The sequence below is a fragment of the Bradyrhizobium sp. 1200_D9_N1_1 genome, assembly GCF_052075915.1.
Classification (GTDB): domain Bacteria; phylum Pseudomonadota; class Alphaproteobacteria; order Rhizobiales; family Xanthobacteraceae; genus Bradyrhizobium; species Bradyrhizobium diazoefficiens.
This window is the reverse complement of record NZ_CP197226.1, coordinates 8,310,971-8,330,490: the sequence shown is the minus strand read 5'-3', so window position 1 is coordinate 8,330,490 and position 19,520 is coordinate 8,310,971. Positions and strand designations below refer to the sequence as shown.

18 protein-coding genes and 1 pseudogene are annotated in these 19,520 nt (G+C 62.5%); 11 read left to right on the top strand and 8 right to left on the bottom strand.

Annotation, left to right across the window (positions count from 1 at the left end):
• Positions 1-472: 472 nt before the first annotated feature.
• On the bottom strand, positions 473-1,897 hold the full coding sequence (locus tag AB5K84_RS39345; protein ID WP_011084348.1) for a methyl-accepting chemotaxis protein: 1,425 nt from the start codon (positions 1,895-1,897) through the stop codon (positions 473-475).
• Positions 1,898-2,016: 119 nt separating this feature from the next.
• Positions 2,017-3,765: a methyl-accepting chemotaxis protein gene (locus tag AB5K84_RS39340; RefSeq protein ID WP_038965394.1), complete on the bottom strand. Its 1,749-nt coding sequence runs from the start codon at positions 3,763-3,765 to the stop codon at positions 2,017-2,019.
• A 205-nt stretch (positions 3,766-3,970) separates the two neighbouring features.
• Between AB5K84_RS39340 and AB5K84_RS39335 the strand changes: the two genes are divergently transcribed.
• The 7 genes and pseudogenes from AB5K84_RS39335 to AB5K84_RS39305 all read left to right on the top strand — a co-directional run.
• Positions 3,971-4,717 carry a YebC/PmpR family DNA-binding transcriptional regulator gene (locus AB5K84_RS39335; RefSeq protein WP_011084350.1) on the top strand — a complete coding sequence of 249 codons (747 nt, stop codon included), beginning with the start codon at positions 3,971-3,973 and terminating at the stop codon, positions 4,715-4,717.
• Between the two features lie 239 nt (positions 4,718-4,956).
• Positions 4,957-5,484 (top strand): crossover junction endodeoxyribonuclease RuvC, encoded by a 528-nt coding sequence (ruvC, locus tag AB5K84_RS39330; protein WP_011084351.1) that lies wholly within the window; start codon positions 4,957-4,959, stop codon positions 5,482-5,484.
• A 185-nt stretch (positions 5,485-5,669) separates the two neighbouring features.
• Positions 5,670-6,287, top strand: a complete 618-nt coding sequence (gene ruvA / locus AB5K84_RS39325) for a Holliday junction branch migration protein RuvA (protein WP_011084352.1) — start codon at positions 5,670-5,672, stop codon at positions 6,285-6,287.
• Positions 6,288-6,307: 20 nt separating this feature from the next.
• Complete coding sequence (ruvB, locus tag AB5K84_RS39320) at positions 6,308-7,339, top strand: Holliday junction branch migration DNA helicase RuvB (RefSeq protein ID WP_171463833.1); 1,032 nt, start codon at positions 6,308-6,310, stop codon at positions 7,337-7,339.
• Between the two features lie 93 nt (positions 7,340-7,432).
• Complete coding sequence (locus AB5K84_RS39315; protein WP_011084354.1) at positions 7,433-8,302, top strand: DUF6869 domain-containing protein; 870 nt, start codon at positions 7,433-7,435, stop codon at positions 8,300-8,302.
• Between the two features lie 85 nt (positions 8,303-8,387).
• Positions 8,388-9,305 (top strand): metallophosphoesterase, encoded by a 918-nt coding sequence (locus AB5K84_RS39310; RefSeq protein WP_011084355.1) that lies wholly within the window; start codon positions 8,388-8,390, stop codon positions 9,303-9,305.
• Between the two features lie 39 nt (positions 9,306-9,344).
• A pseudogene (locus AB5K84_RS39305) lies at positions 9,345-9,464 on the top strand (acyl-CoA thioester hydrolase); the annotation flags it as partial.
• Here the strand turns inward: AB5K84_RS39305 and AB5K84_RS39300 are convergent.
• Positions 9,437-11,140 carry a recombinase family protein gene (locus AB5K84_RS39300; RefSeq protein ID WP_011084356.1) on the bottom strand — a complete coding sequence of 568 codons (1,704 nt, stop codon included), beginning with the start codon at positions 11,138-11,140 and terminating at the stop codon, positions 9,437-9,439. The pseudogene AB5K84_RS39305 and the gene AB5K84_RS39300 overlap by 28 nt on opposite strands.
• Positions 11,141-12,801: 1,661 nt before the next feature.
• On the opposite strand from AB5K84_RS39300, the gene AB5K84_RS39295 reads away from it, so the two are divergent.
• Positions 12,802-13,937, top strand: a protein-coding gene (locus AB5K84_RS39295; RefSeq protein WP_085973330.1) for an IS3-like element ISBj3 family transposase whose coding sequence is annotated in 2 segments (ribosomal slippage) — positions 12,802-13,060 and positions 13,060-13,937 — 1,137 coding nt in all. Because the reading frame shifts where the segments join, the coding sequence is not laid out codon by codon here.
• Here AB5K84_RS39295 and AB5K84_RS39290 read toward each other — a convergent pair.
• The 4 genes from AB5K84_RS39290 to AB5K84_RS39275 all read right to left on the bottom strand — a co-directional run bounded on the left by AB5K84_RS39290 (position 13,934) and on the right by AB5K84_RS39275 (position 16,975).
• On the bottom strand, positions 13,934-14,170 hold the full coding sequence (locus AB5K84_RS39290) for a hypothetical protein (protein WP_018646715.1): 237 nt from the start codon (positions 14,168-14,170) through the stop codon (positions 13,934-13,936). The genes AB5K84_RS39295 and AB5K84_RS39290 overlap by 4 nt on opposite strands.
• A 13-nt stretch (positions 14,171-14,183) precedes the next feature.
• Positions 14,184-14,597, bottom strand: coding sequence for a hypothetical protein (locus AB5K84_RS39285; protein ID WP_011084360.1), 414 nt, complete (start codon positions 14,595-14,597; stop codon positions 14,184-14,186).
• A gap of 669 nt (positions 14,598-15,266) precedes the next feature.
• Positions 15,267-16,301, bottom strand: coding sequence for an IS110 family transposase (locus tag AB5K84_RS39280; protein WP_011084361.1), 1,035 nt, complete (start codon positions 16,299-16,301; stop codon positions 15,267-15,269).
• A gap of 470 nt (positions 16,302-16,771) precedes the next feature.
• Complete coding sequence (locus tag AB5K84_RS39275) at positions 16,772-16,975, bottom strand: DUF6894 family protein (protein ID WP_131233107.1); 204 nt, start codon at positions 16,973-16,975, stop codon at positions 16,772-16,774.
• Between the two features lie 498 nt (positions 16,976-17,473).
• Between AB5K84_RS39275 and AB5K84_RS39270 the strand changes: the two genes are divergently transcribed.
• The 3 genes from AB5K84_RS39270 to AB5K84_RS39260 all read left to right on the top strand — a co-directional run bounded on the left by AB5K84_RS39270 (position 17,474) and on the right by AB5K84_RS39260 (position 18,416).
• The gene (locus AB5K84_RS39270; protein ID WP_202557308.1) at positions 17,474-17,680 is read left to right on the top strand and encodes a hypothetical protein; all 207 of its coding nucleotides are present in this window, start codon (positions 17,474-17,476) and stop codon (positions 17,678-17,680) included.
• Between the two features lie 246 nt (positions 17,681-17,926).
• Entirely contained in the window at positions 17,927-18,052 is a 126-nt protein-coding gene (locus tag AB5K84_RS39265; protein WP_018646717.1) for a hypothetical protein, read from the top strand.
• 64 nt (positions 18,053-18,116) lie between these two features.
• The gene (locus AB5K84_RS39260) at positions 18,117-18,416 is read left to right on the top strand and encodes a hypothetical protein (protein WP_018646718.1); all 300 of its coding nucleotides are present in this window, start codon (positions 18,117-18,119) and stop codon (positions 18,414-18,416) included.
• A gap of 694 nt (positions 18,417-19,110) precedes the next feature.
• On the opposite strand, the gene AB5K84_RS39255 is transcribed toward AB5K84_RS39260, so the two are convergent.
• A complete protein-coding gene (locus AB5K84_RS39255) occupies positions 19,111-19,290 on the bottom strand; it encodes a hypothetical protein (protein ID WP_074077659.1) in 180 nt (59 codons plus the stop codon).
• Positions 19,291-19,520: the final 230 nt, after the last annotated feature.

Genomic DNA, 19,520 nt, shown 5'->3' with positions numbered 1-19,520 from the left:
GTGCGAATGCGCAAAATCATGCGATCACGAAATTCGTGCGATTGGGAAAAGCGAGCGACGGCAAGCACGGTGCACGGGATCAATTGCAACGGCCAATAGCCGGATGGCCGACGTGCGCGATGATGACATCATGCTCCTGTTTTGCCCGACGGAGCAATGGCCGCACTAGGCGCTTGGAACGTTCTCCGCAATCCCTGGCAATCCCGACGCGGAGACACCCCCACCCCAGCCCTCCCCCGCAAGCGGGAGAGGGAGCCGAGTGCCGATGCCGCCGCATCATGCACACCACATGCGATAGCCCTGCCCACAAGGGGGGAGGGAACGGAGAGGGTGCTGCTGTCGGCCGCACTAGCTTCGATCTCATCCCATGAGGCTTCTAAGCCATTGATTCCGCGTGCCCCGGCTACTGTGCATGGGGTTGTTTTTCAGGTTTTTGATTGAAGGGCCGCAGGAGCGGCCGTCGCGAGATCCTTCAGCCGTGCCGGAAGCCCATCCGGAACGCGCCCCAGTGCTTGCCGCGGATCATGATCGGCGAGGACAGATCCTTCATCAGCACGAACTGCCCGCCGCCCATGTCGCGGCGGTAGGTCTGGAGCAGGAACGGCTTGGTGTTCGCAGCGACCTTCTTCACCGCGCGATCGGTGAACAGGCGGCGGTTGCGACAATTGGCGTTGTTCCAGACCGGGTCCTTGCCCTGTGGCAGGCGGTAGTTCGGATTGTGGGTCGGCAGGTAGCCGCCCTTGGCCCAGGCGACGCAGAACACGATGCGGGGATCGGCTTTCTGGATCGGGTCCTGGATGGCGGGCAGCACGCGATCGGTGAAGTCGACGTAGCTGGTGAGATACTGCTTTGGATCGGTGCCGGGAATCTCGCGGTACTTCTCGTCCATGAGCTGGTCGAGCGTGATCTCGCCGCGATCGATCGCGGCCTCGAACTCGGCCGAGATCCGCTTGGCGGTCTCGACGACCGCGCGGATCAGCGGCGCGTCCGACGTCTCCACGCCGCTGTCGGCGATCATCGCGATCAGGCCTTCGGAGGTGTCGAGCAGCTTGGCCACCCGCTCGTCGGCGTATTTGAGGTCGCGCGAGGAGAGGTCGACGCCCTTGGCGAGCTCGTTGAGCTCGCTGATGACGGTGTCGCAATGGCCGAGATTGGAGGTCGCCGCGCGCGCGACGCTGTCGATCTCCGCTTCCACGGAGGCGAAGCCCTGCTGGACGCGCGAGATGATGCTGGAGATCTGCTGGGCGCCTTCGCCGGCGGTCTTCGCGCGCTGCGAGGCGTCGCTGCTCTCGCCGATCAGGCCTTCGATCTGGCCGTCGAGATCGCGCACGGTGTCGGAGATCTGGTGCGTCGCCTGGCGGGTGGCTTCCGCGAGGTTCTTCACCTCGCTCGCGACCACCGCGAAGCCGCGGCCGGCATTGCCGGCGCGCGCGGCTTCGATGGTTGCGTTCAGCGCAAGCAGGTTGGTCTGCTTCGCGATCGCCTCGATCGAGCCGGACACCTTGGCCACCTGCGCCAGCGCCGAGCCGACCGCGCTCAGGCGCGCCTCGATCCGCCCAACGGCGGCGACAAGCTCGGAGATGTGGCTGACGGCGGTATCGACCGCGCTGCGCGACTGCGCGATCTCGCCGACCGCCGCGGACGTCGTCGTTTGCACCGCCTGAGACGCATTGGCGATGTCGTGGTTGGCCGAGACCATCGTCTCCGCCGTCTCCTGGAGGTGATGGAACCGTTCCGACTGGTTCGCGACGCGGTTGGCGACTTCCTGGACGTTGCCCGCGATGTCGGCGAGCTCCACGCCGAGACCGCCGATGCGGTCGGCGAGCTGGTCGATCAGGCGTTCAGCCAGCGTCCGGTTCGACCCGGTGTCCAATACTGCAAGTTGTGCCAGAGACATGTACGGGTTTTCTCCAGTCAGAGCCGTGGATTGGCTCTCGGCGGCATTCCCATTCCAGTTTCGACCTTAGAGGATGATTCGCGAGCGGCGTCTTGCCCAGGAGTGCACGAGAGCGGGCACTACAGCTTGTAAGCTGTGCGGAATCCGCCCCAGTGCCGGCCCTGCACGCGGATCGGGACGTCGATTTCGCGCATCATCACCGTATTCCCGTTGCCCATGTCGCGCGCATAACTCTGGACCAGGTACGAGCGCAGGTTGCGCGCGGCCGCGAGCCCCGCCGGATCGTTGAAGATGCGCCGGTTGCGGCTGTTGGCCGTGTTCCAGGCGGCGTCGCCCGGCCGCTGCGGATGCGAATAGATCTTGTTGTGCACCGGCAGGAAGCCGTTGCGGTCGACCATGGCGCAGAACGCCATGCGCGGTTCCTTGGCGAGAAACGCTTCCTGGAACGGCGGCAGTGCGCGGTCGGCCCAATCCAGATATCTAGTGCGGTATTGCTGTGGATTGGTGCCTGCGATCTCCACATAGTCGGTGTCGAAGAGGTCGTCGATCCCGACCTCGCCGCGTGCAACCGCATGCTCGAAGATTTGGGTCAGCGCGTTGCCCGCTTCCATGGCGCGGGTGACGAACTCCGTGTTCTCCTCGTGGATCGACCACAGCCGGTCCTCGATCTTCTCGCGGAGCTCGGCATCGGGATTGACGAAATGCGCGCGGGCTCCGGCCTTGGACTGCTCGACGACGCGCAGGCGGCAGGCGCCGACCAGTTCGAGGCTGCCTTCGATGATCGCTTGCGGCGTCAGCCGGCCTGCATCCGCACCGCCGATCAGCACGCCGTCCATCGCGATCTCGTAGACCGGCATCACGCCGCGTGCGCTCTCGAATTTGAGATGGCAGGGCAGCCGCTCGGTCTTGCGGCGGTCGTCGTGCTCGCTCTGGCGCAGCAGCACCGCGCAGCGCGATTTCAGCTTCTGTGCGAAGGTGGTGACCGCCTTGCCGGCGCTGGCGACGTTCTCGCCATGGGTCTCGGCCGCCTTGGTCGCGGCGTCGATCTCGGCCGCGCTCTGGCCGACCGAGACGATGAACTCCGACGCGCTGGCGGCATTGCCGGAGACTTCGCTCGTGGTGGCGTTTTGCTCGGCGACCGCGCCATTGACGGTCTCGAATACCGGGCGGATCGCCTCGATCGCCTGCGAAATGCGGTGCACGGCATCGGCGGAGCCGGCGGCGTCGCGCTGCAGTGCATCGATCTTTTTGGTGATCTCTTCCGTCGCGCCCTGGGTCTGCACCGCGAGCGCTTTCACTTCGGTCGCGACGACCGCAAAGCCCTTGCCCGCAGCGCCCGCGCGCGCGGCCTCGATGGTCGAGTTGAGCGCGAGCAGCGTCGTCTGCCGCGCGATCTGCGCGATCAGATTGACGACGTTGCCGATGGCGGCGGAGGACTCGCGCAAGCGGTCGACATTGGCGCGGGCTTCCTGCGCCGCGGCACTGGCCTCGTCGGCGAGCTTGCCGGCCTCGCGAACCTGCGCGCCGATGCCCAGCGCGGACTGGGTAAACTTGTCGGCGGCATGGGCGAAGGTGGATGCGGTCGACTGTGCGGCGTTGGTGCGGCCGGTCAGGGCGTCGGTCCGGTCGCGGATGGCCGCAAGGGTTGTGGCGGTCGCTTCGGCGCCGCCGGCCACCGAATTGGCGGCGCGCTCGAGCTGGCGAATCATCGCGCCCAGCTCGAGTTCCAGCAGTTCCAGGATTTCCCTGGCAGAATCGCTCTCAGCGGCCGGGCCGGGCTCGGAATGGGCCGGCGGCGCCGCAGCCTGCGGGGCGGCCGCGGGCGCAGCCATGTCCGGCAGACGCTTCCGAAATAGTCCGAACGCCATCAGGTCTCTCTTGTCGGGGGACGGTCGTACGCTATTTTCGCAGGCCGGAATGAAGTCAGGGTTAACGATGCCTGACATCTGGGCAAGGGCCACTACGGTGTTACCTTAAAGTCGTAGAGCCTCTTTCATTCCGGTGGGTTGGCGGCCTATAAGGCCGCGCTTCCCACGCTCGCCTTAGGCGCACGATTCCTTTACGAGACCACGCATGGCCGGACACTCCCAATTCAAGAACATCATGCACCGCAAGGGGCGGCAGGATGCCCAGAAGTCGAAGCTGTTCGGCAAGCTGGCGCGGGAAATCACCGTCGCCGCCAAGCTCGGCACGCCCGACCCCGCCATGAACCCGCGCCTGCGCGCCGCCGTGATCGCCGCGCGCGCGGAGAACATGCCGAAGGACAATATCGAGCGCGCCATCAAGAAGGCGCTCGGCAGCGATGGCGAGAACTATGACGAGATCCGCTACGAGGGTTATGGCCCCGGCGGCGTCGCCGTCATCGTCGAGGCGCTGACCGACAACCGCAACCGCGCCGCCTCCGACATCCGCTCCTTCTTCACCAAGTCGGGCGGCAATCTCGGCGAAACCGGTTCGGTCTCCTTCATGTTCGACCGCACCGGCATCATCGAATACGACCGCAGCGTCGCTTCCGACGACGCGGTGCTCGATGCCGCGATCGAGGCCGGCGCAGACGACGTCGTCTCCGGCGAAGGCGGACACGAGATCTACGCCTCGACCGAAGGCTATCGCGACGTCGCCAAGGCGCTGGAAGCCAAGTTCGGCGAGCCGCGCAAGGCCGCGCTGATCTGGAAGCCGCAGAACACGGTCGCCGTCGATGACGAGACCGGCGAGAAGCTGCTCAAGCTGATGGACCTGCTCAACGAGCACGACGACGTCCAGAACGTCTACGCCAATTTCGAGGTGTCGGACGCGCTTGTTGCCAAGATGGGCGGGTAGGGGACACACGAACGGTGCGCGCCCTCGCCCCGCTCTGCGGGGAGAGGGTTGGGGTGAGGGGCTGTTTCCGCGTCGGCGGTGATAGAGGGACTCGTGGAGAGTCCCCTCACCCGGAATCCGCGCTTCGCGCGCATTCCGGCCTCTCCCCGCAAGCGGGGAGAGGCGAAGAGCGACACTTCCCCTGTTACTTCCGTTCTGTTTCTGTTTCCCCCGCCGCAGCCAGCCGCTATCACTGGCCCATGACTGCGCTCCCGATTCGTGGCCCCGTTCGCATCATCGGCATCGACCCTGGCCTGCGCCGTACCGGCTGGGGCGTGATCGAGGCTGAGGGCAACCGCCTGATCTATGTCGCCTGCGGTTCGGTGGAACCGCCGGACGACCTGCCGCTGTCCAGCCGCCTGCTCGCGATCCACGAAGGGCTCGCCTCTGTCCTGTCCGATCACAAGCCGATGGAAGCCGCCGTCGAGCAGACTTTTGTGAACAAGGACGGCGTTGCGACGCTGAAGCTCGGCCAGGCCCGGGGCGTCGCCATGCTGGCGCCCGCAATGTTCGGCATCAGCGTCGCCGAATATGCGCCGAACCAGGTGAAGAAGACTGTGGTCGGCGCCGGCCATGCCGACAAGCAACAGATCGCGATGATGCTGAAGATATTGCTGCCGAAGGCCGAACCGCCGTCAGCCGACGCTGCCGACGCGCTCGCCATCGCCATCACCCACGCCCATCACCGCCAGAGCACGGCGCTCAGGCTGAAGGTGGTGGGAGTTTAAGTTCGAGTCATGAGGCGCAACATGAGCCGCACGCACACTCTTCTCCCTCCCCCCTTGTGGGGGAGGGTTGGGGAGGGGGGCAGCCCCGGGCGCCGGCGTCTGTGGCTTACCCCCCTCCCGGATCGCCTTCGGCGATCCGACCTCCCCCACAAGGGGGGAGGTAACAAGAAGAGCGCTGCGCAATCATGATCGGCAAGCTGAAGGGCCTGATCGATTCCTACGGCGAGGATTTCGTCATCCTCGACGTCGGCGGCGTCGGCTACCAGGTGCATTGCTCGACGCGCACGCTGCAGCATCTGCCGTCGCCCGGCGAGGCCGCCGTGCTGTCGATCGAGACCTATGTCCGCGAGGACCAGATCAAGCTGTTCGGCTTCCGCACCGACCAGGAGCGTGAATGGTTTCGCCTGCTCCAGACCGTGCAGGGTGTCGGCGCCAAGGTCGCGCTCGCGGTGCTCGGCACGCTGGCGCCCTCCGACCTCGCCAATGCGATTGCGCTGCGCGACAAGGCCGCGGTGGCACGCACGCCGGGCGTCGGCCCCAAGGTGGCCGAGCGCATCGTGACCGAATTGAAGGACAAGGCGCCGGCCTTCGCCAATGTCGATCCCGCCGTGGTGCATCTTGCCGGTGCCGTCGACGACCAGCGCGCGCCGCGCCCGGTGGCGGATGCGATCTCCGCGCTGGTCAATCTCGGTTACGGCCAGCCGCAGGCCGCCGCGGCCATCGCGTCGGCCTCGCGCAGCGCCGGTGAAGGCGCCGAGACGGCGCAGCTCATTCGCCTCGGTCTGAAGGAACTCGCGAAGTGAGCGATCCCAAGGCCAACCGCATGGTCTCGCCAGAGCGCCGCAGCGACGATGTCGGCGACACCGCGCTGCGCCCGCAATCGCTGTCCGACTTCGTCGGCCAGCAGCAGGCGCGCAAGAACCTCTCGATCTTCATCGAGGCGGCGCGCAAGCGCGGCGAGGCGCTGGATCATGTGCTGTTCGTCGGGCCCCCCGGCCTCGGCAAGACCACGCTGGCGCAGATCGTGGCCAAGGAGCTCGGCGTCGGCTTCCGCGCCACGTCGGGTCCCGTGATTGCCAAGGCCGGCGACCTCGCCGCCCTGCTGACCAACCTCGAAGAGCGCGACGTGCTCTTCATCGACGAGATCCATCGCCTGAGCCCGGCGGTGGAAGAGGTGCTCTATCCCGCGATGGAGGATTTTCAGCTCGACCTCATCATCGGCGAGGGCCCGGCGGCGCGCTCGGTGAAGATCGAGCTGTCGAAGTTCACCCTCGTCGGCGCCACCACGCGTGCGGGCCTCCTCACCAATCCCTTGCGCGACCGTTTCGGCATTCCGGTCCGGCTGAATTTCTACACGATCGAGGAACTCGAAAGCATCGTCAGCCGTGGCGCGCGCGTGCTGAACGTCGGCATGAGCGCGGACGGCGCCAACGAGATCGCGCGCCGCGCCCGCGGCACGCCGCGCATTGCCGGGCGCCTGCTCCGGCGCGTGCGCGATTTTGCTTCCGCCGCGGATGCCGACACGATTGATCGCAAGATCGCCGATCACGCGCTGAGCGCGCTCGAGGTCGACGCCGCGGGCCTGGACGCCATGGACCGCCGCTACCTCACCACCATCGCAATGAACTATGGCGGCGGTCCCGTCGGTGTCGAGACGATGGCCGCAGCGCTCTCCGAGCCGCGCGATGCGATCGAGGACATCATCGAGCCCTATCTGATCCAGTGCGGCTATCTCCAGCGCACCCCGCGCGGCCGCCTGCTCACCTCGCACGCCTTCCGCCATCTCGGTCTCGCCGAACCCAATCGCGATGCGGCGCAGTTCGGCCTGTTCGGCACCGACGAAAGCGACGACTGATCGCCGAAGTCGATGAACCCGCAGGTTCCATCCCAGCACTAATCCGAACGCGCGGCGAACGGGATCGCCGTACACGGACTGGAGTGGGAAGGAATGGAGCCGACGGACGACACGAGGCTGCTCAAGACCATCGCGGCCGCGCCGCAGCTGCGCACGCCTGACGAAACCGAGGCGTTGCTGGATTCGATGCCGCTTGGCGAGCTGGCATCGATGTGGTGCGCGCTTCAGCGCGTCAGCCGTCGCGACCAGATCGGCAGCATCTGGGCCATCAAGGTCTATTTCGACCATCTGCCGCATCGCAAGCCGCAAGCCGCGCTCAATCTCGTGCTCGATGTGCTCAAGACCGAGGCCGACAAGCCGACGGTGATGCAGCTGAACGACAAGTTCCTGCTGGCGCTATTCTATGCGCATGGCAAGGAGATGATGGCGCGTGTCGAGCAGGAAGCCGCGCACAATGACAGGCTGCGCTGGCTGCTGGGCGGCGTGCATGTCGGTCCCGACGATCCCTTGATGTCGCGTATTGCAAGCCTGGCCGATCGCGAGGCGTGGCATGCCGACCATCTGGCGCAGCGCACGCCGCGCGAGCCGCTCGATTGCGCCAACATGTCGGTCGCCGAGCTCGCGCGCGCCTGGGTCGAGCAATATTCCAGATCCGAGCGCGACCAGGACGACAATCTGTTCGCGATCATGGATTTCGAGCGCGACCTGCGCGAGGACGATCCCGACAGGATGATCGACCTGATCCTGGAGATCCTCAAGATCGAGTCCAACCCGGTGCTGCTGTCGCTGCTGGCCGCCGGTCCCCTCGAAGACGTGATCAGCGTCGGGACGATCGACCGCATCGAGCGCGAGGCGCGCGCCGACGCACGTTTTCGCGACCTGCTCGGCGGCGTCTGGTACTACCGCGCGCCCGACGATTTGAAGGCGCGGCTGGATGCGCTTATCGGCGAGAGCCGATGGTAGCGCTTGTGCAGACGGTCTGCACAAGAGTACCCCAATTCCGCTTCAATCGGACCGCATCAAGACGCCGTAGCAGAAGCGGGCTTCCATGATCACGCGCCGTCATCTCATCCGTTCCTTCGGCGGCCTGTCCGCTCTCGGCTTCTCGACCGCCGCCTACGGCGTCGGTATCGAGCCCCACCGGCTCGGCGTCACCCGCTATCATCCGACCCCGCGGCAATGGCCGGCGGATCTGCCGCTCAAGATCGCCGTGATCGCCGACGTCCATGCCTGCGATCCCTGGATGTCGCTGGAGCGGATCGAGGCCATCGTCGACCGCGCCAATGGCCTGAACGCCGACCTCGTCGTGCTGCTCGGCGACTATGTCGCCGGTCTTCACCAGGTCACGCGCATCATTCCCGCGAAGGAATGGGCCAGGGTGCTCGCGGGCCTGAAAGCGCCGCTCGGCGTCCACGCCGTCATGGGTAATCACGATTATTGGGTGGACACGGCCGTGCAGCAGGCCGGGCATGGCCCGACGGTGGCGCATCGTGCGCTCGAGGCGGCCGGCATTCCCGTCTACGAGAACGACGCCGTGCGCCTCACCAAGGACGGCCGCCCGTTCTGGATCGCCGGCCTCGGCGATCAACTCGCTTTTCTGCCGGCGCGGCGCTTCCGGAGCACGGGGCGCTTCGGTGCCGACGATCTCACCGCGACGCTCGCCAAGGTCACGGACGATGCGCCAATCATCCTGCTCGCGCACGAGCCCAACATCGCGCCGCGCGTGCCCGCGCGCGTCGCGCTGCAACTGTCCGGCCACACCCATGGCGGCCAGGTTCGCCTGCTCGGCTGGTCGCCCGCCGTTCCGCGGCAGCACGGCCTCCGGCTCGCCTATGGTCATGTCAGGCTGAAATGCGACGTCATCATCTCCGGCGGCCTCGGTTGCAGCTTCATGCCGCTCCGTGTCGGCGTGCCGCCGGAGATCGTCGAGGTGACGCTGGGAAGGACGGGGCCGGCGGTGGCGTAACCCGCGCTTGCACGGCCGGCTGTTTTTGCGCAAAACGGGCTGGTTGCAAAAAGCGAAGAGGCTCGCGACGTGACTGCCCACCTCGACGGCGAGATCCGCGACGGCCGCCACCACATGCAGGTCCGCGTCTACTACGAGGACACGGATTTCTCTGACTTGACGTTATCATAGTAGACGAACGCACTGATCTCTCTCGTCTTGCGTCGATTTTCGGGGAAAAGATTCATGCTAGAAAGGGAAGCGCTGTTCAGGTACGGAGTATATTCGTAGGGCATCCGCTTGCGAACCGGATGCACCACGATGCTGTCGATCAAGTTGCGAAAGGCGACGCGGGTTTCGATGGCCTTCGGATTAATCCTCAGCGCGGTGACCAGTCTCTTGGCCTCCGAATGATATCGGTCACCGAACTTTGGATGGTCGAACGGGATCACGTTTTCGCTGCCACTACCCAGCAGCCGCAAGCGCTCCTTAACGGTTTCCCGTTCCACATCGCACTCATCGATCCGCTTGAGCAACTCATCCGGCTTGCGACGGCTGTTTGCGATGGCATATGACAAGCGTTCGATCTCAGTGGTCAACGTACGGAGTCTACGCTCTAAATTTGCGTGTTCGCTGTTCTTTTTCCGATCGTTCTTACGCTCCTCCTTCCAAGCACGCATCGCCTCTTCAATCGCTTTGGGCGAAAGCAATTTTAATTCCATTTTGCTTGAGACATCCTCAAGTAGCACGTCCATGTCAAAGCTCCGAGTGTGCTCACACGTGCCTCGTTGATGCGCATTGGCGCATGCGGCGCGCGGAGCGCCATTCCTGGAGGATTGAGCGATTCGCATATTCCCGTTGCAGACACCACACCGGAGGACCCCAGCAAGTGGGTGCTCATTATTGCGCGGGATCACAGGACGGCGCCGCGGCTTGCCCGTCGGTCCGAACATATGGATGGCGCGGCCGCTGCGAACCTTCTGCGCCCTGTCCCAAAGCACTTGCGGAACAATCCGCAACTCGGGCTTCTTGACAATGATGTGCCGGTCGTCCGGATTGCGGCGTTTCTGTTTCTTCTGCGTTTCCGGGTTCAGAATTGTTGATCGAACGTTCCAATGTATTTCGCCGATATACAGCTCGTTGCCGATAATGCCGCGACCGTGGCGACCGCCAGTTATGCACTGATGATTCCAGGTCGTGCGACCAGCCTTGTTCTTGTGACGGGTGGCGCCAGGCGAGGGCAAGCCTTGGCGCGTGAGATCGGCCGCAATATCTCGGGTTGAACGCCCCGATACATATTCGGTGAAGATGCGGACCACGATCTTCGCTTCGTTCTCATCGATCACGCGCTCACCGGGCGCGCCCGGCCTTGGCCGGTAACCGTAAGCGTATGAGCCAGGAATTCTTCCACTAGCGACAGCATTATCATGGCCACGCCGAACCTTGTCGGCGAGCTGCGGCTTATAAATCGTGTTGTAGAGACTTGCGATGCTGATGTCGGTGGCAGTCGCGTAAACGCCTTTCTGATCCATCAGCTCAACGCCATTGAACTCGAAAACTTGCTTGAGACGCTGGATGGTTGCGGGATCGCGCGACAGGCGATCGAAATGCTCAACGATCACAACATCAAAATCATGGTTTCGCACGCCATTGAGCAATTGCTGATAGCCGTCCCTCGCATTTTCGGTTAGGCCAGACTTCGCGGCATCAACAAATGCACCGATGACATCTAGGTCGTTGCGTGCCGCGATCTTCCGGCAGAGCAATAGCTGACCGTCAATCGAGGTCGCCTTTTGCATGTCGCTCGAATAGCGGGCGTATAACACGGCCCTCTTTTTTATTGGCCTCGTCATCATGCCCTTCCTCCTTTTGGCTGCTCCAAACCGTCGTTTTCGTCTCGTGCAATCTGCCGTCCGATGGCGCGCGCCAGCTCAAGCCAAACTTCCTCATTGTCAGGATTATCCCAACCCTGAGGGTGGGAAGGATCAAGCGGTCGGATGATCGCCTTCTGCCTCCGAGGCGATCGGATTCGAGTACGCATATGGACCGACCGGCAAACGTTAACGTAAATTGTCGCCCAGCGCGATAGCTGGGCTGTGATCACTTGCGGCGCCTGCTTCTGTTATTCGGAGCGTCGATCGCGCCGGCAGACACCCCCCGCTGATTTCACAATTTTCGTCGGCGTGGTGTTCAGGTTCAGATCGTCCTTCAACCACATCTTTCGTCAGCCTTGGCCGTGCGCCGACAGAAATCACAGAAGGTCCACACTTGACGTTTGCCTCTGGAGTGCTCACGGAAGTCTCGATCTGAGTAATTGTGGGTCCAATCATGTTGACCGCTGCAGCGGTTAATGAAAATGAGAGTTTTCTGGTGTCGCGGTGCTCCACATCGGGCGTTAGCGCATTCCTGCGATACCGGTCGTAGGCGAGAGAATTCTTGCCAAACAAGGCGGAGTAAAAAAACTTGCGCCTGACGGCGACGAAAGTCCGATGCCCGTGTCCATATTTAGCGGTGCAGTTATCCGCTCCGTCTGATGCCAGCGGTTGCCGCAGACGAGACGGCTTCATTGATCAGTGAAATCCGGCGGTCGGCCGACAAATCGTGGCGCACGACGCTAGATGCGGTTGTCCTGATCTGAGTATACGCACGGAGGAATTGCTGAGACGCCGCCTGTTTTAGCCACTACCTTCGACGCTTGGGGAGATATGGAAGACCACAAGGGAGGCCTTCTTCGGCCGGTGCCGCAAAATGCGGTGGAGTCTGAAAAGACAATCTTTTTGCAGGAGCCCATCCAATCGCGAAAATTTTCCACGAACCGGCCTCGCAAGCGCTGATCTTCACCGTGGAAACGCGTCTGATGGGCGATGCGGCGGCTTGTTGCTCCCGGTGGATTGCGTTGCTTCAATCCTTGTCGTCTCCGAGGAAGCGCAGGTCAGCAGATAATCGTTCGCCGCCTTCTGATCGTCGCCCGAACCAAGGAGCCGATTGGCCGCCGGCAGGGCACTCACAGCGGTGAGCGAGTAAGCAGTACCTGCTCTCCATTGTCCCCCACGTCCTCTATACAAGCCTTATTGCCGGCCTGGTCGGCGTGTTCTACTGGGGTCTCCCCGGACTCTGACACCATTGATTGGTGTGCTGTTCCCGGAAGTGGTGCGAGTGACTGTCTTCGTCGCCTCCGCCATCACGGGCGTCCTGACGCTGCGAGTTGAACCGACTAACGGGTAGTGTCTCAGTTTGAAATTTAGCGAGACTTTGTCGGGGGGCGCGGATGAAAAAGAGGAACTTTCTCAGTGACCGTCAATCTCGCGCATGAGCAGGTAGCGCCGTAGCACTGCCGCCGCCTCCTGCTCTGAGACTCCGCTCGTTTGCTTGCTGGGCTGGCCGTCGATGATCGGCGAGTAGGCTGCCGCCTGCCTGACCGCGTGAAGGTAGAGCTGGCTCCGGAAATCTGGACAGGGCGGTAAGTGGAGTTTCTGCCTGACGGCGGGCAAGATTGTCCCGCGAATCAGGAGAGACGATGAGCAGACGAGCCCGCCGGCAACACGCACCGGCATTCAAGGCCAAGGTGGCGTTAGCGGCGATCAAGGGCGAGATGACGCTGGCCCAGCTGGCTGAGCATTTCGACGTGCACCCGAACCAGATCACGCAGTGGAAGTCCCAGCTTCAGGAGGCGGCGGCCGAGGTGTTTGGTCCTGGCGGTGGCAACAGAGCGAGCGAGTCCGCGGTAGACGTGAAAACGCTGCACGCCAAGATCGGGGAGCTGACGCTTGAGAACGATTTTTTAGAAGGCGCGCTCAGCAAAGCCGGCCTGCTGAGCGCAAAGCGATGATCGACCGTGAGCACGACCTGCCGATCACCAAACAGGCGGAAGTTTTGAAGATCAGCCGTGGCAGTATCTATTATCTACCACGTCCGGTGTCGCCCGCCGACCTCGCGATCATGCAGCGGCTTGACCGGCTGCACCTGGAGTTTCCTTTCGCCGGTTCGCGAATGTTGCGAGACCTGCTGGCTGCCGAGGGGTGCAAGATCGGCCGCCGGCATGTCAAAACGCTGATGCGGCGGATGGGGATAGAGGCGCTCTATCGCCGGCCGCGTACCACCAAGCCCGAACCCGGGCACAAGATCTATCCGTATCTGCTGCGCGGGATGGAGATCACAGGCCCGAACCAGGTCTGGGCGATGGACATCACCTACATCCCGATGGCGCGCGGCTTCGTCTATCTCGCGGTGGTGCTGGACTGGTTCAGCCGCCGGGTGCTGTCGTGGCGCGTCTCGATCACTATGGAAGCCGCATTCTGCGTCGAGACGCTGGAGGACGCTCTCGCTCGCCATGGCAAGCCGGACATCTTCAATACCGACCAAGGCTCGCAGTTCACGGGCGCCGCGTTCACCGGCATGCTCGCCAGTCATGGCATCGCCATCAGCATGGACGGTCGGGGCGCCTGGCGCGACAACGTGTTCGTCGAGCGTCTGTGGCGCAGCATCAAATACGAAGAGGTCTATCTGCGCGCCTACGACACCGTGTCCGACGCCCGCGCCTCGATCGGCCGATACCTCGCCTTTTACAATGGCCGGCGTCCCCACTCGAGCCTTGACGGCGGCACCCCCGATCAAGCTTACTTCAGCCCGCTGCCGTTCCGCGCGGCAGCCTAACTCTGGCAGAAACTCCACTTATCGACGCGGAATTGCTGTTCAGATAACCGGGGCCAGCTCTGGTGCCGCATCTCGTCATCGGTCATGCGCCGGTTGAAGTAGAAGCAAAGCGTCTTCTCGCTTTCGGCATCGCGGCCAGCGGCGGGGCAGCGCAGCGGCTCCTGTTTCGCGCCGCTGACAAGCCGCAGCGCGGGCCCGGGGTGCGGTGTTCCGGTCTTGGGGGTGTCGGACACGGGACGATCTCTCTCAACGTGTGGGTGAGGCTACGGGCGGAGTTTTGGGCAGGCGGCAGGCGCGCTTCTCCGCATCCACGGCGATCGCCGAGAGCGTTTCGTTCTGATCAATGAGAAGAGAGATCGCCTTCGTCGCCCAGTCCTCGTAGGTCAGGGTGCCGGTTTCCCACAAGAAGACAAGCGCGCGGGCGACCGCGTTATGGCGGGATAGTTCCTGCAGCTTGCAGAAAAGCTCGGCGTTCATTTGTACGGGCATGATCTTCTCTTCGTCAGTGTCGGGGTTTTCAGTCGACACTAGTCCAAGCAATGCCGGCTCGAGTCTGTCGGCGCGATCTTTCGTGATCTCACGTTCGGCACGCGACACGCGCTCACCGAGTTCGCCGAGGGCTTTTCGCTGCCTAGCGAGCTGCTTCTGCAGATACGCCATGCTGATCTATGCTCGCTCTGCTTTGTCATCGCGGGCGATCCTGCGTCAGTCGTCGGTGTGTGAGCCGAGTATGCGGAGCCGGAGCATCTCCTTCGTTTCTGCCATCGTTTCGGGGCATTTAACACCACAACCGGTTCCATAATCGGCGCCGATGGGCCACCTTTTGCCGTCTTTCTGCATGATCGGCGGAGGGTTAATAAACCCGGGTGGCGCTCACCCTCATCTGGCGGTCCTTGCAGTTTTTCCAGTTGCGCCGGGTCCCAACGAAATCCCTTCAGGCGATAGGGCGGCGCGCGCGGGATTTCGGAGGCACAATGGTGGACCCAGTAGCTGCAACTCTCTGGTGCTTTTCGTGGTCTGTTTCAAAAACCGCTTGCATCTCGCGGGGCGTCCACAGATGGGTTCACGGCCTTCTGTAATGGGCCCGATGATGTCAAGCCTCCCGAGTGAACGTCTCGTCGCCGAGCTCATGCTTCTGTCCGTGGTCAACGCCTGGCCGCCACATCATGCTGTCAGAGGGAGCGGTGAGCCTATCTAGATGCGCGGGGTTCGTCAGATGACGACCACTGGCCGTGTAACGGCTTCACCGGATCCACCGTCCCGGCGACGGGACTTCGGGCACCGAGCTTCAGTTCAGCTCGGTTGCGTTCTTGATCTCCTAGACGTTTTCTATGCTGCGATCGGGCCGGCGTCAGTCCATCGGTAAGTTGTGCCGTCGATCCAGATCCGATGCAGGATCACTGCGAGCTTGCGTGCCAGGGCGACCTTTGCGCGCTTTGAGCCTCGCCGCTTGGCGACGTCCATCCCCCAGCGCTTGAGTTTTGAGAACCGCGTGATGCGCGACAGCAGAACATTGGCGGCTTCATACAACACCGTGCGCACCGTCTCGTCGCCGGCCAACGTGATCCCGCCTGTGACGTCCTTTTCTCCCGATTGATATTTCTTTGGCGTAAGCCCGAACAGCGCGCCTGCCGCCTTCGATTTTACGATGCGATGAGGGGCATCAATCGCCGATTTGTAGGTAACAGCCACCAGGGGGCCAACGCCCGGTACTGTCATCAGCCGGCGACAGACTGCATCGTCACGCACAATTGCCAGTACAGCCTTGTGCAGCCTTCCGTACTCTGCCTTCAAGGCCGATCGTGCCGAAAGCATCGCACTGGCAATACGCTCCAATGTCGCTTGCCCCGCAACCAACTCTCGGATCCGCGCTTCGAAACTCCTCCGCGTCACCGGGCCAACCTTCAGCCCGAAGCCGCGCAAAATCCCTCGGATACTTAATTCCACATCGATAAGTCGCCCGAGAAGCTGTTTGCGTGCGATCAGGAGTGCCCGGATCTCCTGGGCGCCGACCGACTTCGCGTGTACCGGCTGGAACCATCCCATCCGGATCAACTGGGCGATCCCGCGGGCATCCTTGCGATCAGTCTTCACCGTCATTGCAGACAATGCGGCCTTAACATGTCGCGTCTCGAGCAGGACTGCCTCGAGCCCCGCTCCTTTCAAGCCTGCATGCAGCCATTGCGACAGCGGCCCCGCTTCCAGCCCAATTCGCTTTGCTGCAAAGCCAAGCCTCTCGAAAAACTCGACTAAGGCGTCGGGTTCGCTCGCGACCTTCGCTTCCTTCAGGATCTTACCCTGGGCATCCACAACGCACACGCTCGACAGTTCCAATGACACGTCGATTCCGGCATAGTTCTCCACGGCTGTCCTCCGTCTCTAGATGCTTGGGGCCGACTCAAGTCGTGACCCCGTTTCATCATCTATCGGGGGACAGCCACCATCATGACCCCTTGCTCGAAGCAGGGCCCATTACGGCATCTAGTTCTACTTGGTGGGAAACAGGCTCTCCACGATTCGAAAGTCAGAAAGTTATTCGTCACGCAATCGCGCGAGACATCGGCACGACCACGCCGTCCGCAGCGCGCTTGCCATCGCAGAACGCGGCCCAATCAGCCATCATCGTGCGCCGCTTCGACCGCGCCGATATAGGTCTTGATGGACATGGTGCAATCGGGGTTCTTCGAAATCGTGCCTGACGGTGGCGTTGCAGGCAAGTCTAACTAGGGAAAACGAGCCCTCCCTCAATCGGCTCGGTGGTCCCACAACTCGGGGCGGCTGCCCCGGCAGATGATACGTCAGTAGTGGCCGAGACGTCTGATTTGGAAGCGCTGTCACACGCTTACGTAATAGGCCTCACCTCGGTCCCTGCGTGTAACGACCACGCAGGTTGTACCCCGCAGCAGAGGTTGAGCACTCGCCAGATCTTTTGCTAAGCGTTCTGCCGCACGGAAGGCTTGCAGCTCGTCTTCGAATGCTAACCCGCCGGGGTCGTCGACATTCTGCTTGCCTGCCAGATTAAAGTAGAAACGGGCCATTCGTTCGCTTCGTTGCCCCACGGGAATAATGATAGTATTGGGCAATTAAGCAGAAGTTCTCTGATGTAGGGCCTCATGATGCCGAAATTCTGCGAATGATTGGCAAAATGCGAAGCGCTTCCGTGCGTGGGCTTTGGAACGGATTGAGCCCGCACGAATTGCTGCCGACGCCGAGAACGCCTCGTTCTATGGTCCAGAGATGCAGTGCTATTTGTTCTGCTCGGCTGCGCTGGCCGAAACCGCTGCAAAGCGGATGCTGCGTCCTATCGGCTGGCGAAGGCTGTCTGCCAAGACGTCACCACGTTTCATGGCACAGAGCGAGATACGTTATCGATCGGATTCCACGGGGCGCGACAACACGGCCGGACCCAAGCTGATTGAGCAGAAAGACGGCGGATCACAACCATCAAACGCTGCTAAGCGTCATGGTTGCAATGCTAAAGTGCCTCGCCGACCGGCTGGGGGAACAACGTGGTTAAGGCAATTCGTAACACCGTCATGGCACTTACTTTTGTCGGCGTCGCCGGCAGCAACATGTTTTGGAATTTCATGAATGATTATATCGCCTGCGGCCTTGCGCTGGCGGCTTCAGTCACCGCCGGCTTTTGCGTTGAGCGCGTCTTCATCGAGCGGTCCCGTCGCGAGATGATCCGCCTCCACGGCGCGGACTGGCATTCGGCGGAGGACCGACAGCCCGGCGCATGAACGCCACTCCTCGCACGCTCGTCATCTTCATCATTGGATTCTTCGCATTCGATCCCAGGGACCTGCCCTGATGACAAAGCCGTCCCAGCCATTCCGGATCGCTCGCGTCGAGCGGCTAGTGGAGCTGCTTGAGGCAGACTACAGAATGGCAGTTGATCCGAATACCAGTGAGAGCAACACGAAATCGGAGGCGTCCGATCCGGAGGTGCTTGATTGCCAAGTGCTACCCGGTCCTGATCCAGGAGGATGCGAGCAGGCGCCTTCGTTGCGAGCGAACCCTACGGCATGGAGGTCTCGACCAAGGCGGTCGGCACGCCCGAGGAAGCGATAACGATCTGGAACGGCGACCGCCACAAGCTGACCCCGACGTAATCGAGCTACGCAATGACCAAGGGGCCGCGCTTGGCTAGAGCTGGTTTGTGCAGCAGCGCCAGGAGTGGATTCGGAAACCTTGCGCGTGTTCGGCTTCATCAACCGCGAGCACAAAGTCAAAATCTCGACGCCGCAGGGCTCGAGCGACGTGCAGTTGTTTCAGCGGCGGCGTTCGGGCGTGATATATTTCAGCACTTCCGCCAAGCGCTACCAGCCGGTGATCGAGTTTGCCTCCGGCATCGAGCCGGTGCAGCTGAGAAGGAGAGACGACCGTCAAGGCGCCGCGTTCGTCGAGAGAGTTGGCCGTCAGGGCGATGTGGACGGACTGCAAGTGATCCTTGGTCTTGGGCATGAGGAGCAGTGATAAGCGCTTCCTCCTTGGGCCACGTGACCTGGTTATCCACGCCGATCTGGAGAGGTGGGAGCCGTTGCGGACGCAGAGTGTTTCCGGCAACACTCCTGCTCGGCTTCCTCGGGGGCGTACTCTGAGGCGTCGCCGTCAAGCAGCGCGAAAAAGCGCGCGGGCAGCTCACACTCCCGAGCCAGCCGGCGAAAGTACTCTTGAGTAAACGACATTTCGCCCAATGCCGGCCCGCCCATCCGGTTGCGGTCAGGATCGAAATCCACTTCGCGCCCCATTGAGAGGAGCGAGACAGCTTCCCTTGGTACAAAATAGGCGCGCCGCTTTTCTCCGTTGCGGTGGTAGACTAGGCCTGCACCAATGGGCCTCACAACTCGCCGGCGCGGCGACGGCATTGCTTGCTGGCGTTGCCGTCGCAAATGCGAGCCACTGCTCTCGCAAGAATGTGCTCGGCACGTCGCGCGTGATCGCTGTCGATGCGAAGGAATATCCACGCGTCGGGCGACGCGCGATACGCCAAGCTCGATGCCGGTCTGAACCCTCAAAGTTCCGGCTATAAAATAGGAGCCTCGCCCCTATGGAGATAGGGGCGAGGCTGCTCCCTGCCCCCGGCGGGAGCCGCGCTGCAAAGAACAGCGCGCTACGGCGCAACGTTCGTTTCCCTCCGGGGCTGGTCGTTCGGTGGGCCGACAGAGACTCACGCGCGTTCCGATTTTCGGTCCTCGGCGGCTCTTACGACGTTGCGCAACGCAATTTCAGAAAGGCGAATAACCAGCTGTTTGAGACGAGCAATCTGTTGCTTGCAGTGCTCCAGTTCGAGCTGTTCGTCCGTCATCACAGATACTTCATGGCGATTTCCGTTGTCGTCATGATTCATATCGAACCTTTTCCGAGCAAGTGAGTACGAACGAAGAGTTTCCCTGTGCTCGCCAACCATTAATAGTCAAATCAGGGCGGCGGCGACAAACACAGCACGGGACGTACGAACGATCCCGTTACTCGCCCGAGCGTGTTGCTTCGGCCACAGATTTGAACGTTATGTACAAAATATCGTCCGCTCGGCTATGACTCTCGTGCTTTACGCAGCGGTCGCATCGCATTCTCCCC